Annotated in this window: 13 protein-coding genes; 7 read left to right on the top strand and 6 right to left on the bottom strand. The window is 67.7% G+C overall.

The genetic code is table 11. The features are described from left to right. Positions 1–11: 11 nt before the first annotated feature. The 4 genes from E1261_RS16430 to E1261_RS16415 all read left to right on the top strand — a co-directional run bounded on the left by E1261_RS16430 (position 12) and on the right by E1261_RS16415 (position 3,900). Positions 12–968: an RNA polymerase subunit sigma-70 gene (locus E1261_RS16430; protein WP_132407553.1), complete on the top strand. Its 957-nt coding sequence runs from the start codon at positions 12–14 to the stop codon at positions 966–968. 71 nt (positions 969–1,039) lie between these two features. Beyond that, the gene (locus tag E1261_RS16425; protein ID WP_132407551.1) at positions 1,040–1,792 is read left to right on the top strand and encodes an isocitrate lyase/PEP mutase family protein; all 753 of its coding nucleotides are present in this window, start codon (positions 1,040–1,042) and stop codon (positions 1,790–1,792) included. Between the two features lie 204 nt (positions 1,793–1,996). Then, complete coding sequence (locus E1261_RS16420) at positions 1,997–3,205, top strand: riboflavin synthase (protein ID WP_132407549.1); 1,209 nt, start codon at positions 1,997–1,999, stop codon at positions 3,203–3,205. Further along, positions 3,196–3,900: a class I SAM-dependent methyltransferase gene (locus tag E1261_RS16415; protein WP_132407547.1), complete on the top strand. Its 705-nt coding sequence runs from the start codon at positions 3,196–3,198 to the stop codon at positions 3,898–3,900. Before E1261_RS16420 ends, E1261_RS16415 begins: the two co-directional genes overlap by 10 nt. 109 nt (positions 3,901–4,009) lie before the next feature. On the opposite strand, the gene E1261_RS16410 is transcribed toward E1261_RS16415, so the two are convergent. Continuing rightward, entirely contained in the window at positions 4,010–4,822 is an 813-nt protein-coding gene (locus E1261_RS16410; RefSeq protein WP_202874756.1) for a phosphotransferase, read from the bottom strand. Between the two features lie 94 nt (positions 4,823–4,916). Here E1261_RS16410 and E1261_RS16405 point away from each other — a divergent pair, with 94 nt between their 5' ends. Then, positions 4,917–6,230, top strand: a complete 1,314-nt coding sequence (locus tag E1261_RS16405; RefSeq protein ID WP_202874753.1) for an MFS transporter — start codon at positions 4,917–4,919, stop codon at positions 6,228–6,230. Between the two features lie 42 nt (positions 6,231–6,272). Then, complete coding sequence (ppk2, locus tag E1261_RS16400; protein ID WP_132407545.1) at positions 6,273–7,181, top strand: polyphosphate kinase 2; 909 nt, start codon at positions 6,273–6,275, stop codon at positions 7,179–7,181. 13 nt (positions 7,182–7,194) lie between these two features. Here the strand turns inward: ppk2 and E1261_RS16395 are convergent, their stop codons facing one another. Together E1261_RS16395 and E1261_RS16390 are read right to left on the bottom strand one after the other, a co-directional pair. Then, the gene (locus tag E1261_RS16395; RefSeq protein ID WP_132407543.1) at positions 7,195–8,055 is read right to left on the bottom strand and encodes an alpha/beta fold hydrolase; all 861 of its coding nucleotides are present in this window, start codon (positions 8,053–8,055) and stop codon (positions 7,195–7,197) included. Continuing rightward, entirely contained in the window at positions 8,055–9,275 is a 1,221-nt protein-coding gene (locus tag E1261_RS16390) for an MFS transporter (protein WP_132407541.1), read from the bottom strand. The genes E1261_RS16395 and E1261_RS16390 overlap by 1 nt, the downstream gene beginning before the upstream one ends. An 83-nt stretch (positions 9,276–9,358) precedes the next feature. Between E1261_RS16390 and E1261_RS16385 the strand changes: the two genes are divergently transcribed. Next, positions 9,359–10,270 (top strand): LysR family transcriptional regulator, encoded by a 912-nt coding sequence (locus tag E1261_RS16385; RefSeq protein ID WP_132407539.1) that lies wholly within the window; start codon positions 9,359–9,361, stop codon positions 10,268–10,270. Here E1261_RS16385 and E1261_RS16380 read toward each other — a convergent pair. The 3 genes from E1261_RS16380 to E1261_RS16370 form a co-directional block, all read right to left on the bottom strand. Beyond that, positions 10,233–11,687, bottom strand: a complete 1,455-nt coding sequence (locus tag E1261_RS16380) for a sensor histidine kinase (RefSeq protein WP_132407537.1) — start codon at positions 11,685–11,687, stop codon at positions 10,233–10,235. The two genes, E1261_RS16385 and E1261_RS16380, sit on opposite strands and share 38 nt — an antisense overlap. Next, the gene (locus E1261_RS16375) at positions 11,687–12,388 is read right to left on the bottom strand and encodes a response regulator transcription factor (protein WP_132407535.1); all 702 of its coding nucleotides are present in this window, start codon (positions 12,386–12,388) and stop codon (positions 11,687–11,689) included. The genes E1261_RS16380 and E1261_RS16375 overlap by 1 nt, the downstream gene beginning before the upstream one ends. Before the next feature lie 66 nt (positions 12,389–12,454). Next, a partial coding sequence (locus tag E1261_RS16370) for a hypothetical protein (RefSeq protein WP_132407533.1) occupies positions 12,455–12,870 on the bottom strand: 416 nt, incomplete at its 5' end.

Below are 12,870 nucleotides of genomic sequence, written 5' to 3'. Positions count from 1 at the left end.
AGGAGGGGTTTGTGGGCTTCGACGAAGAATTCGATGCGCTGCGCAGGGGGTTGCTCGCGCACTGCTACCGGATGCTCGGCTCGCATCACGACGCCGAGGACGTCGTCCAGGAGGTCTATCTCCGGGCCCGCAAAGGCCTTGCTGCGTTCGAAGGCCGGTCGTCGGTGAAGACGTGGCTGTACCGCATCGCTACGAACGCGAGCCTGACCGCGCTCAACCACGGAAGCCGCCGGGTCATCCCGTCCGGACTCGGTGCGCCGTCCGATGATCCGGACACGCACGACGTCGAACAACTGACGACCCCCTGGCTCGAGCCACTGCCTGACGCGGCACTGGCTCGGGCCGGGGTGAGCGATCCGGTCCACGTCGTACTGGAGCAGGAATCGGTGCGGCTCGCATTCGTGGCGGCACTGCAGCACCTCGCGCCTCGCCAGCGCGCGGTGCTCCTGCTGCACGAGGTGTCGGCGTGGAAGGTTCAGGAGATTGCCGAGGCGCTCGAGATCAGTGTCCCGGCAGTGAAGAGCCTGCTGCAGCGGGCGCGCAGTCGGCTCGAGGAAGTCAGACCCGCCCCGGCCGATCCGCCTGCGTCGGCCGAGGTCGAACGTGAGCTGCTCGATCGCTGGATCCGCGCCTTCGAAACGACCGACATCGCTGCCATCGAGAAGCTGGTGCACGACGACTTCGCCATTGAGGCGACCGGGCACCGCACCTGGTTCCGCGGCATCGCGGTCTGTCTGCCGTTCGTCGAACGGCAACTGTTGCAGAGTCCGGGCGAGCTGCGACTGCGCGCGACCCGGGCCAACGGGCAACCGGCGGCCGCGAGTTACCGGCGAGACGCCTCCGGCCACTACCGAGCGACGCACCTCGTCGTACTGACTGTCGTCGGCGATCGGATCGCCAGGTCGACCAACTTTCCGGGCGCCGACCATGTGGTGGCGGCCGGACTGCCAGCCGTTCTGCCTGGGTAGCGATGCGATCGGCACTTTCACGAGGTCTGCATCCGTGACAGCTGTGGATCGACCATCGATGGGAAGACATCATGAAAGCCGAAACCCTCCGCGCACTGCACGTGCCGGGTAAGCCGTTGATCGTTCCCAATGCCTGGGATGCCGCGTCCGCGCGGATGGTCGAGGAAGCAGGCTTCCCGGCGGTCGCGACCAGCAGCTTCGCAATGGCCACCATCCACGGGTACGGCGATGGCGAGCTGATGCCGGTCGCTGACGTACTGGCGGCCGTCGCTCACATCACCCGGGCGGTCGACATCCCGGTCACGGTCGACTTCGAGCGCGGCTACGGACTCGATCCGGCCGAGTTGGTCAAGCGGTTCCTCGACACCGGTGCGGTCGGTCTGAACCTTGAGGACTCCGACCCGCGCACCGGCTCGATGATCGAGGCGGGCGAACAGGCCGACTTCCTGGCGGCGGTCCGGGCCGCGGCGCAGAGCAACCTGGTGATCAACGCGCGGACCGACTCGTTCCTGCGCAACGCTGGGTCGGCCGCGGCTCAGCTCGAGGCCTCGGTGGAGCGCGGCAACCGGTATCTAGCGGCCGGCGCAGACTGCGTCTACCCGATCGGAACCGGTGATGCTGAGGTCATCCGGGCGTTGACCGAGCGGATCGATGGCCCGGTCAATGTCGCGTTCGGGGGAGGGGAGCGGCCGGTGGGCGAGTTCGCCGCGTTGGGAGTTGCCCGGGTCAGCTTCGGCCCGATGCTGCAGCGCCAGCTGTACGCCCGCTTCGCCTCGGTCATGCTGCCCGCGCTGACTGCCGGAACCAACCCCTTCGTGTCGTAATGCTGTAGCGGGCTGAGGAACTGGGGTTGTGCTTTACTGACTGCTGGTGCGATTCCAAGGTGTGATGGCAGGAGCGATCCCGGGCCCATCGCCTCCGTCGATCCGGCGGAGCAATCCGGCCGAGGCCGGAGCCACGCGGTGATACTCCGCTCGTGCTCGGACCCGGCCGGGTCCCTGGTTGAATCTCACCAGAGGTAGCAACCTATGTTCACAGGCAGCATTGAGCACACCGCCACCGTCTCCGAGGTCGGCGAAGACTTTCTCCGGATCACACTCGACCCGGACCTCCGGCCGGCCGTCGGCGGGGCGGTCTGCCTCGACGGCGTCCGGCTGACGATGCAATCGGCCGCACCTGGAGAGGCGATCGCGGCTGTCACCGACGAGACCCGCCGCCGTACGACGTTGGATCGGATCGCGGCCGGCAGTTCGGTTCATGTCGAGCTGCCGCTCGCGATCGGTGACCGGATCGACGGTCACCTGGTCCAGGGGCACGTCGACGGTGTCGGCAAAGTGCTCCGGGTCGACGACGAGCCGACCGGGCGGCGGATCTGGATCAAGCCGGGCGAGCGGCTGCTGGCACGGCTGGTCGCGAAGTCCTCGGTCGCGCTGAATGGGGTCAGCCTGACGGTGGCGGAGGTACTCAAGGACCGGTTCTCGGTGGTCCTGGTTCCGCACACCCTGCGGCGGACGAACCTCGGCACTCTGGTCGCCGGGGACAGAGTCAACCTGGAGAGCGACCTGCTCACGCGGATGGCTCGCGACGGCCAGGGACCCGCACTGCTCAGGGCGGTGTCGCAGCTGCCTTGGGTCGGTTATCTCAGCGGATCGGCCGGCGTGCAGAAGGCGGTCGCGCAGATTGCCGCCGGCGGTGGCGTCGTCGTGTGGGATCCGAAGCTGGAAGGCGAGGGTGATGTCGTCTTCGCGGGGGAGCGGTTCCGGCCGCAGTCGATGACCTTCCTGCTCACCCAGGTCTGTGGGCACACGACGATCCCTTGCGCAGCGGAGGTGCTGGAGCGCCTGGAGATTCCGCGGATGCCTGGGGAGGGAGACAGGCAGGGTACGGCGATGCACGTGCCGGTGGATCTCGCGGCGGAGGCCGGGACCGGGGTGAGCGCCGTGGAACGTGCAGCGACGATTCGGCGGCTGGCCGCGGCGGACGCCGTACCGGGTGATTTTTTGCGGCCTGGACATGTGTTCCCGCTGGCTGCGCGGCCGGGGTTGCTGGCTGAGCGGAAGGGGCATACCGAGGCGACGGTCGCGTTGTGCACGGCTGCTGGGCTGGCGCCGGTCGGGGTGTGCTGTGAGGTGATGCGACCCGACGGCGTGATGGCTGATGCCGTGGACCTGGAGCAGTTCGCGCTGCGCTGGGAACTGCCGATGATCGGCGTCGACGACCTGGCCCGATGGTTGTGATGAAGGGCACCGAGCTGTACGACGATCCTCAGTTCCTCGCGGGGTATCGGCAACTGCGGCGGGAGCGGCTCGGGGTGAACGACGACCTGGAGATTCCGGCGCTGATGGCGTTGCTTCCGCCGGCCGGGGGACTGCGGGTACTGGATCTGGGCTGCGGTGAGGGTGGGTTGGCCGAGCGGCTGGCAGTGGGCGGTGCTGTCGAGGTGCTGGCGCTCGATGCCTCGGCGGCGATGCTGGCGAACGCGGTGCAGCATCCGCGGATTCGCTACCAGCGCTCGGATATCGCCGTACTGTCGGTGCTGCCGGAATCGTTCGACCTGGTGGTGAGCAGTCTGGCGCTGCACTACCTGGAGGATTTCGACGGACTGGTCGCCCGGATCAGACGCTGGCTGTCGCCTGGTGGGAAGTTCGTGTTCTCGATCGAGCATCCGGTGGTCACGGCGCCGCTGCACGCCCGCGACGACGGACTGGACAGCTACGCCGATGAGGGCCCACGGCAACGAACCTGGTTCGTCGACGACGTGGTGAAATACCACCGGACTGCCTCGTCGGTACTGGGCGCGTTACTGCGGCACGGATTTCAGCTGGATGCCGTGGACGAGCCCCAGCCCTCACCGGAACAAGTCCGGGCGAGTCCCCGTCTGGCGATCCATCGCGAGCGACCACCGCTGCTGCTGGTCGCAGCCAGCCTGTAGCCGCGGGCGATGGGACACTGATGTCATCTGCAATCGACCTTGCACAAGAGGTCTTGTCTAACCGCTAGGAGCGCACCCTCTCTTCGCAGGGAAAGCTGAACCGCTTCTACTAGGCGAGCAGGGAGGTGGTGATGGCGTCGGCGTTTTCGTCGAGCCAGTGCTGGCGGTGGTTGATGACGGTGCCGACGCCCTCGTCCCACATGCGGGCCCAGCCGCCGCCTTGGGTTTCGGCTCGGTACTTCATGGTGTGCCAGGCTCGTTCGTTGAGGCCTACGGCCAGGGGCATGAGGCGGTGGCGGTTCGCCTCGGAGAGGCCGTAGGCGTCGGCGATCAGGCGGGCGCGGCGCGGGCGGTCGAGGCCGCGGAGATGCGGATCGAGGTCCTCGTCGGCGCCGAAGGGGGCCCACCAGAGCATCAGGTTGACGACCTCGCGGACGCGGCTGACCGGGCGGGCCATGTCGAAGTCGATCAGGGCATGGGCGCGGCCGTCGCGGAAGACGAGGTTCTCCGGGGTGATGTCCTGGTGGCCGATGAGCTCGGGCGGATCGTTCAGGTCCGGTAGGTGCGGCGGCTCGATGGGGGCCGGGATGTTGTCGGGGATACCGAAGGATTCGGCGGCGTCGTTGTAGGCGCGGACGAGCTGGGCGACCGAGATCATCCGGTCCTCGTCGGCGAGCCAGGCCGGCCGCGGGCGACCGGCGACTTCGCCCTCGATGTAGGTGAGGACCTCGCGGCCGGCCGAGTCGAGGCCGAGATAGCGCGGAGCGCCGGTGAAGCCGACCGACTCGAGGTGGCGGAGGAGCGCGCGGACCATCTCGGCGCGCTCGCCGGGCGGCCGCCGTACCGTGCTGCCGACCCGGACCAGGCCCACGGTGACGTCTCCGCCGATCAGCGGGATCTCTTCAGCGTCGTCGTCGAACACGAAATGCCCTCATTCCACTGGATGAAACGTTTGTCCGCACAAAATCGGCGTGCACGATAACGTGCGACGATCCGCGACGAGAACGGAGCACGCAGTGACCGCCACCTCTGTGAAGGCGCCACCGGGCGCGACGCGCAGGCGTTACTTGATCCTAGGTCTCGCCTTCATCGGGTTGTCACTCAACTATCTCGACCGGGCCAATCTGAGTGTCGCGCTCCCGTTCATCGAGGAGGACCTTCACCTCGATCTGTCGAACGCGGAGAAGGGGCTGATCCTCGGCGCGTTCTTCTGGGCGTACGACGGCGCGATGCTCGCCGCAGGGTGGATGGCGGATCGCTACGGGTCGCGGAAGGCGTTCACGTTCGCCGCGTTGTGGTGGAGCGTGGTCACCGCGCTGACGCCGCTGGCGCGTGGGTTCTGGTCGCTGTTCGCGTTCCGGTTCGCGCTCGGAGCCGGCGAAGCACCGGCGTACCCGAGTGCGACCAAGGCGGCCTCACGCTGGTTCCCGCGGCATGAGCGGGCGTTCGCGACCGCGGTGATCGACTCGGGATCGCGGGTCGGCACGGTGTTGTCGCTGCCGGTCGTGACGGCGCTGATCGCCTTGGTGAGCTGGCATTTCTCGTTCGTCGTGCTCGGTGTGATCGGCATCATGTGGGCCGCGGTCTGGTACTGGTACTACCGCGACCCGCGCGAGCATTCCGGCGCCAACGACCTCGAGCGCGAGTACATCGTGGCGAACGGCGCACGCCTGGAGGAGACCGATGACGAGACTGCGGCTCAGGTTCGCTGGCGGGACCTGTTCCGGTACCGGACGATCCGCGGCATGATGCTCGGCTTCTTCTGCCTGAACTTCGTCATCTACTTCTTCCTCACCTGGTTCCCGTCGTACCTGAAGGACGCCCGGCAGCTCGACCTCGCCCAGCTGGGCACGCTCGGCACCCTCCCCGGTATCACCGCGATCGCCGGCGGCTGGATCGCCGGCATCGTCGCCGACCGGCGGATCCGCGCGGGCGCCGATGTGACCCGGGTGCGGAAGACGGTGATGGTGGGCGGCCTGCTCGGTGGTGCGGCGATCGTCTTCGCGGCTCCGGCGAAGTCGGTGTACGTCGCACTACTGTTCCTGGCGATCTCGTACGCGAGCCTGGCGATCGCGGCAACGGGAATCTGGTCCCTCCCGGGTGATGTGGCGCCGAGCTCACGGCACGTCGCGTCCATCGGCGGCATCCAGAACTTCGCCTCGAACATCGCGGGCATCATCAGCCCGTTCGTCTTCGGTCTCCTGCTCGACCTGTACGACGGCAACTATCTCCCGTCGTTCCTGGTCGCCGGCGTGGTCGCGGTGATCGGTGCCCTGACCTACGCGTTCATCGTCGGCCGAGCCGAACCGCTCCCGGCGCTCGACAGATGACCTGTTCACCTGCAGGTCATCCGGTCAGCAGAATGTAGAGCCATGAACACCCCTGATCTGGTTCAAGAGCTCGGCTTCCGTGTTCTCGACGAGGAAGACGATGATCCTGTCCTGCTCCGCGCCGACGGTACGCCGGTGGACACCTGGCGCGAGGGATATCCGTACAGCGAGCGGCTGTCGCGGGAGGTCTACGACCGGGACAAGCGGCTGCTCCAGATCGAGCTGCTCAAACTGCAGTACTGGGTGAAGCGGTCGAAGCAGAAGCTGGTGATCGTGTTCGAGGGCCGCGACGCTGCCGGTAAGGGCGGCACGATCAAGCGCTTCATGGAGCACCTGAACCCGCGTGGCGCGCGGATCGTCGCGCTGGAGAAGCCGACCGAGCGCGAGCAGACCCAGTGGTACTTCCAGCGGTACGTCGAGCATCTGCCCGCGGCCGGTGAGATGGTCCTGTTCGACCGGTCCTGGTACAACCGTGCCTGTGTCGAGCGGGTGATGGGCTACTGCACGGATGAGCAGTACGAGGAGTTCATGCGGCAGGCGCCCGAGTTCGAGCGGATGCTCGTCCGGTCCGACACGCTGCTGGTGAAGCTGTGGTTCTCGGTGTCGCAGGCCGAGCAGCAGACCCGCTTCACGATCCGGCAGATCGACCCGGTCCGGCAATGGAAGCTGTCGCCGACCGACCTCGCCTCGCTGAACAAGTGGGCCGACTACACCGAGGCGAAGGAGGCGATGTTCCACTACACCGACACGCCTCACGCTCCCTGGACCGTTGTGAAGAGCAACGACAAGAAGCGGGCCCGCCTGGAGGCCATGCGGCACGTCCTGAGTCTCTACGAGTACACGAACAAGGACCACGAGCTGGTCGCGGGCCCGGACCCCAAACTCCTCGGCCCCGCCGCCCAGGTCCTCGAACACGGCGAGTCAGCGAACCGAACCTTCCCGATCCTCTGACCCGCCGTACAGGTCACGCTGGTTCGGTGTGCTTGAGGATCGCCGGTACGACGGTCTCCCAGGTGTGCCGGGGGAACACCTCATGGCCGGTCTGTTCCAGCGGAAGGAAATCGGCGCCGGTGATCTCGGCCGCGAGCGCGCGGCCGTGGCCGATGGGGAACATCGGGTCGTCGGTGCCGTGGAACACCAGCGCCGGGACGCGCAGTCCGGCCAGCCGCTCGCGCCACGGATCGCCTGCGCTGATGAGGAACGGGTTGTTCAGCTGGGCGGCGATGTTGACAGTCCGGTCGACGATCCGCCCGGCCAGCTCGCGCATACCGTTGTCGTCGAAGCGGGCCGAGTAGGGACGCTCGGCCTCGACCAGGTAGTCGATGACCGCCGCCCGGTCGGTCCAGTTGGGCTGAGGCGGCTCGTTGGCGAACAGCTCCTGGATCTCGTCCGACGGCGCGGGCAGGTCGGTGTTCCAATGCCCGGGCCCGCCGGGAGTGGCCGACGCGAGCGTCACCGAGAGCACTCGGTCAGCGTGGTCCAAGGCCAACAGCTGAGCCACGCCAGCTCCCTGCGACATCCCCACGACGTGGGCAGCCGGAATGCCGAGCGCCTCGAGCACTCCGGCGGCGTCCGCAGCCAGATCGCTCAGCCCGTACGTCGGCGCTCCGACCGGGTAGCTGGTTGAGCGGCCGGCGTCTCGACTGTCGTAGCGGATCACGTACCGGCCGACGGCCACCAGTTGGCCGATGAACTCATCATCCCAGTTGAGTAGGGAGTGTCCCGCTCCGTGCAGCAGCAGGATGGCCGGTTCGGCGGGATCGCCGTACGACTGCACACACAGCTCCGCGTCGTTGACCTTGATGAACTGCTCGGTGGTCGACATCAGTTTCCTCCAGCTAGTTGGTTGGTGCGGTTGCGCAGTGATGGGGCGATCAGGCGTTGGGCGATGAAGAGTGCGATTCCGAGCGCCGAGCTGGCCATCCAGAGGGTGGTTCGGCCGGCGTGGTCGAGGACGGTGGTGCCGAGGAGCGGTGCGAGTACGGCGCCGAGGCTCCAGGTGGTGGAGGCGATGCCCATGTATCGGCCACGAAGGTCGGCCGGTGCGATCCCGGCGAAGGTGGCGCCGAACAGGACCGAGACGCCGATCTGGCCGAGCGTCCACACGATGATCGCGGCTGCGTAGGCGACGTTTCCGTGGACGACGGCGGAGAGTCCGCCGCCGACGCCGGCCAGCAGCATCGAGACGGCCAGGACTGAGGCGGTGTCGCGGCCGTCGAGTAACCGGACGGCGATCGGCTGGACCACGACGATGGCGATGCCGTTGAGGGCGAGCACCATCGAGAAGGTTCCGGGACCGAGACCGTCGCCGGTCATCACGAGCGGCAGGGTCGAGAACACCTGCAGGAACACCGTGAAGTAGACGATGTGGATCGCCACCATCGAGAGCATCACCCGATCGCGGAGGATGACGGGCAGCAGTGCGCGCCGGGTCGTTTCCGCCGTCGCCGGTCGGGTCTCGGGGATGCAGCGCCACACGATCAGCGCCGCTACGACGGCAGCCGCGGCATTGATCCAGAACAGAACGCCGTACCCCTGGCGGACCAGGACACCGGCAGCGACGGTCGAGACCGTGTAGCCGACGTTGGCGGCCCAGAAGAGCAGGCCGAACGCGCGGATCCGGTCGTTTGCAGGGAGGTCTGCGAGGGCGGCCGATCCGACCGGGCGGTACAGCTCGGCCATCAGGCCGACGCCGAGGGCGGCTGAGGCGATCGCGGGCAGTGTGGTGGCCGCGCCCAGGGCGATCAGCGCGACGGCTGTGCCGAGGAATCCGATCAGCATGGTCCGGCGACGGCCGATGCGGTCGCTCAACCAGCCGCCGAGCAACTGCGATCCGATGTCACCGACGCCGACCGCTGCAAGCACCGCCCCGGCTGTCGTCGCGGACAGGCCGCGCTCCTGGGTCAGGTAGAGCACCAGGAACGATCGCGCGACGCCACCGGCCCGGCTCACGAAGTGGGTCGCCGTAAGCGCCCACACCAGGCTCGACAGCCGCGATCGGGTCCGGCCGATGGTCGTGGTGGGTGCTGCGCTCAGCGTCGTCATGTCTTCGACGGTAGAGAAATTTGTACATCGTGAAAAGCGATTGTTTCCGATCATGACGATCGCTTGTGGCTATACTCACCGCCATGGTCGAGGTAGAGCTACGGCATCTGGGGACGATGGTCGCCATCGTCGAGGAGGGCACGTTCGGCCGGGCTGCGGTCCGCCTCGGCTATACCCAGTCGACGATCAGCCAGCAGATCGCCGCGTTGGAGAGGTCGGTCGGGGGAGCGGTGTTCGATCGGCCGGGTGGTCCGCGGCCCGTTCGGCTCACGCCACTCGGTGTCGTGGTTCTGGAGCAGGGACGCGAACTGCTGGCCAAGGCCGAGGCGTTGTCCGAGGCCGTCGGCCGGTTCAAGGCCGGCGGCGGCCGGATCGACATCGGCACCTTCCAGAGCGTGTCCCACGTGATCCTGCCCGCGCTCATCCGCCGGCTCCGGGACGAGCAGCCCGACTGTGACATCAGACTGTCGGACATGCCGGCTGACGATCCACAGGTCGGCAACCTCGATCTGGTCTTCTTCGACCGGCCGCTGGACGGCGACGTCGTACAGACCAGGCTGATCGACGACGTCTACTTCCTGGTTGCCAGGGCCGGCGACCTACCGGAGGGCCCGGCGTCGCTGAAGGTCCTCGATGGCCGGCCGATGGTGGGCTGTCATGAGTCGTGTGACCAGTTGTGGATGGCGCCGGCGAACGAGGCCGATGCGCATCCGGAGATCGCGTTCCGCTCGCCGGGTAACGCGACGATCCTGTCGATGGTGCGAGCCGGGCTCGGCTGGGCGGTGCTGCCTTGGCTCGCTGTGTACGGGTCCGAGGTTCCATCCGACGAGCGGCTGGCGATACACCCGCTGCAACCCGCGCCGACCCGTGGCATCTACCTGCACTGGCCGGACACGGAGTCGCAGTCCCCGCTGGCCGCCCGGGCGATCGAGATCGCCACGGAGATCGCGGCCGAGATCACTGCGGCTGGCGCGGCAGTGGGAGCAGCACGGTGAACGTCGCGCCGTGCGGCTGAGTGTCGTTAACGATCACCCGGCCGGCGTGCGCGGCGACCAGAGCAGCCACGATCGACAGTCCGAGTCCGGAGCCTCCCGTCGTACGGGTGCGTGCTGAGTCTGCTCGGTAGAACCGCTCGAACACGCGTGCTTTCTGCTCGTCGGACAGACCAGGACCTGAGTCGCTGACCTCCAGTACGGCGTCGCGCCCGCGCGTCCCGACCGACACGAGGATCGGCGCATCGACCGGGGTGTGGTGGAGCGCGTTGCTGATCAGGTTGCCGAGGACCTGGCGGAGTCGTGCCTCGTCGCCTTGTACGACGGGGGCTTCGGAGTCGGGGAGGATCTTCAGCGAGATGTTCCGTTCGGGCTGAACGGCCTGGGCGTTGTGCAAGGCGTCGGCGGCGACGGGGAGCAGGTCGACCGCCTCCATCCGGAGTGGCCGCTGCTGGTCGAGGCGGGCGAGCAGGAGCAGGTCGTCGACGAGCAGGCCCATCCGCTTGGCCTCGTCCTCGATCCGTTTCATCACGTCCGGTTCGGCCACACCACGCTGTCTGCTGAGCTCGGCGAATCCGCGGATCGAGGTCAGGGGAGTGCGCAGCTCGTGGGAAGCGTCCGCAACGAACCGCCGCATCCGATCCTCGGACTGCCGGGCCGCGTACTCCGAAGCAGTCCGCTGGGCGAAGGCATTCTCGATCTGGCCGAGCATCTGATTGAGTGCGTAGGACAGCCGGCCTACCTCGGTGCGCGGATCGCGGTCGGGAATCCGCCGGCTGAGGTCACCACCGGCGATCGCGATCGCAGTGTGCTCGACATCCTCCAGTCCGCGCAGACTCCGCCGTACAACGTAGGTCCCGACCCCTGCAAGCAACACCAGCAGGATGAACCCGGCCGCCGCCTGCACGCCGACCAACCGCTGCACGGTTCGGCTAACGTCGTGCAGGCTCTGAGCGACCATGACGGAGCCACCACCGCGCTCCAGTGGTACGGCGATCACACGCCAGGTTTCGCCGCCTGATACTGCGCTGACGTTGAAGACCCGCCCATTGCGCGCCTGAACCTGGTCGAGGGTGAGCGACGGGAGATCGGGCAGTGGCTCGCCGTCGACAAGCTGCGCACCGAAGGCGCCGTCGCTGTAGCCGCTGGGGTCACTGATCTTGAGAACGAACTGGCTCGGAACCGGCCGTCGTGGTCCACCAGCGCCGGGCGGTCCGGGCCGCCGGTCGGGTGAGATGTGAGATATCTGGTCCGCGGTCTCCGCCAGCTGCTGGTCGACCCGATCGACCAGGTAGCCGCGCATGATGGTGGTAGCCACTACACCGGAGCCGACGAGGGCGAGCGCTACCAGGGTCAGCAGCACCACGACGATGGTGACGCGGAGTGGATACCTGTCGGTGAAGCGCCGGTGGTTGAGCATCAGTTCGGGCCTCGGGGGGTGCGGAGGACGTAGCCGACCCCGCGGACGGTGTGGAGCAGCTTCTGGTCGCCGGTGTCGACCTTACGGCGCAGGTACGACATGTAGGACTCGACCACGCCCGCGTCACCGGCGAAGTCGTAGTTCCAGACCGCGGAGAGAATCTGGCCCTTCGACATCACCCGCTCGGCGTTCTCCAGCAGGCAGCGCAGCAGCTTGAATTCGGTCAGCGACAGCTGCACGGCTTCGCCGGCCTTGAAGACCTCGTAGCTGTCCTCGTTCAGCTCCAGGTCGGCATACCGCAGTACGGCGGACTCGGTCGCGGTCTGCTCGCGGTGGCCGGAGCGGCGGAGCAGTGCGCGGACCCGGGCGACCAGCTCGTCGAGGCTGAACGGTTTCGTCACGTAGTCGTCGCCGCCGGTCTGCAGGCCGAGGACCTTGTCCTCGACGGCGTCGCGGGCGGTGAGGAACAGCACCGGCACATGTCTGTCCTCACCCCGCAACCGCCGGACCACCTCGAACCCGTCCAGGCCGGGCATCATCACGTCCAGCACGACCAGGTCGGGCTGGACCTCCCGGGCCTTGCGGAGGGCCTCGGTGCCATGGCTGGCCGTGGACACGTCGTACCCCGCGAAGCGCAGACTCGCGGACAGCAGTTCGACGATGTTCGGCTCGTCGTCGACCACCAGCAGATGCGGGCTCATGCCCACAGTCTGCCGCTGTTACCCATGGTCACCCTGGCAGATTCCTGGCAATCAGCTGTGAGTCCTTCAGCGGGGACCGCGGTGGAAGCCCCATTTCTCCCCGGCAGCCTTCCGGACCGTGCCGTCGCTGAGGCTGGTCGCGGTGGCCTTGCCGTCGGCGACCACTGCGGAGACGAAGACCGTGTTCCCGGTCTTGACGTCGCCGATCCCGTCCCGGGCGGCGTTCACCAGGGTCTCCTCGGTCAGCGTGTAGGTGCGGCTGTAGCCGTCCTCGCTCTTGACCGTGATGGACTCCGTGCTGACCGCGGTGACCTCGCCGCGCTGGGTGGCCACGGTCTGGTAGCCGCCGCCGTCCTTCTTCACGACGAACTCTCCGTGCAGCGCGCCGCCCTGGAGCTTGCCGGGGCCGCCGAATCCGCGTCCCGGACCCTTGCCAGGCTCGCCCGGCTGGGCCGGGGTGGACGGGGATGCGGCTGTCTCTT

It is taken from the genome of Kribbella albertanoniae (genome assembly GCF_004348455.1).
Classification (GTDB): domain Bacteria; phylum Actinomycetota; class Actinomycetes; order Propionibacteriales; family Kribbellaceae; genus Kribbella; species Kribbella albertanoniae.
The sequence above is the reverse complement of the archived record's forward strand: the minus strand, read 5'-3'. Positions and strand labels throughout refer to the sequence as shown.

Excerpts from the sequence above, each read along its gene's own strand:
- E1261_RS16385 (WP_132407539.1), top strand. The coding sequence starts at position 9,359 with ATGGTCGAGGTAGAGCTACGGCATCTGGGGACGATGGTCGCCATCGTC.
- E1261_RS16425 (WP_132407551.1), top strand. The coding sequence starts at position 1,040 with ATGAAAGCCGAAACCCTCCGCGCACTGCACGTGCCGGGTAAGCCGTTG.
- E1261_RS16395 (WP_132407543.1), bottom strand. The coding sequence starts at position 8,055 with ATGTCGACCACCGAGCAGTTCATCAAGGTCAACGACGCGGAGCTGTGT.
- E1261_RS16375 (WP_132407535.1), bottom strand. The coding sequence starts at position 12,388 with ATGAGCCCGCATCTGCTGGTGGTCGACGACGAGCCGAACATCGTCGAA.
- E1261_RS16420 (WP_132407549.1), top strand. The coding sequence starts at position 1,997 with ATGTTCACAGGCAGCATTGAGCACACCGCCACCGTCTCCGAGGTCGGC.
- E1261_RS16415 (WP_132407547.1), top strand. The coding sequence starts at position 3,196 with ATGGTTGTGATGAAGGGCACCGAGCTGTACGACGATCCTCAGTTCCTC.
- E1261_RS16390 (WP_132407541.1), bottom strand. The coding sequence starts at position 9,275 with ATGACGACGCTGAGCGCAGCACCCACCACGACCATCGGCCGGACCCGA.
- ppk2 (WP_132407545.1), top strand. The coding sequence starts at position 6,273 with ATGAACACCCCTGATCTGGTTCAAGAGCTCGGCTTCCGTGTTCTCGAC.
- E1261_RS16380 (WP_132407537.1), bottom strand. The coding sequence starts at position 11,687 with ATGCTCAACCACCGGCGCTTCACCGACAGGTATCCACTCCGCGTCACC.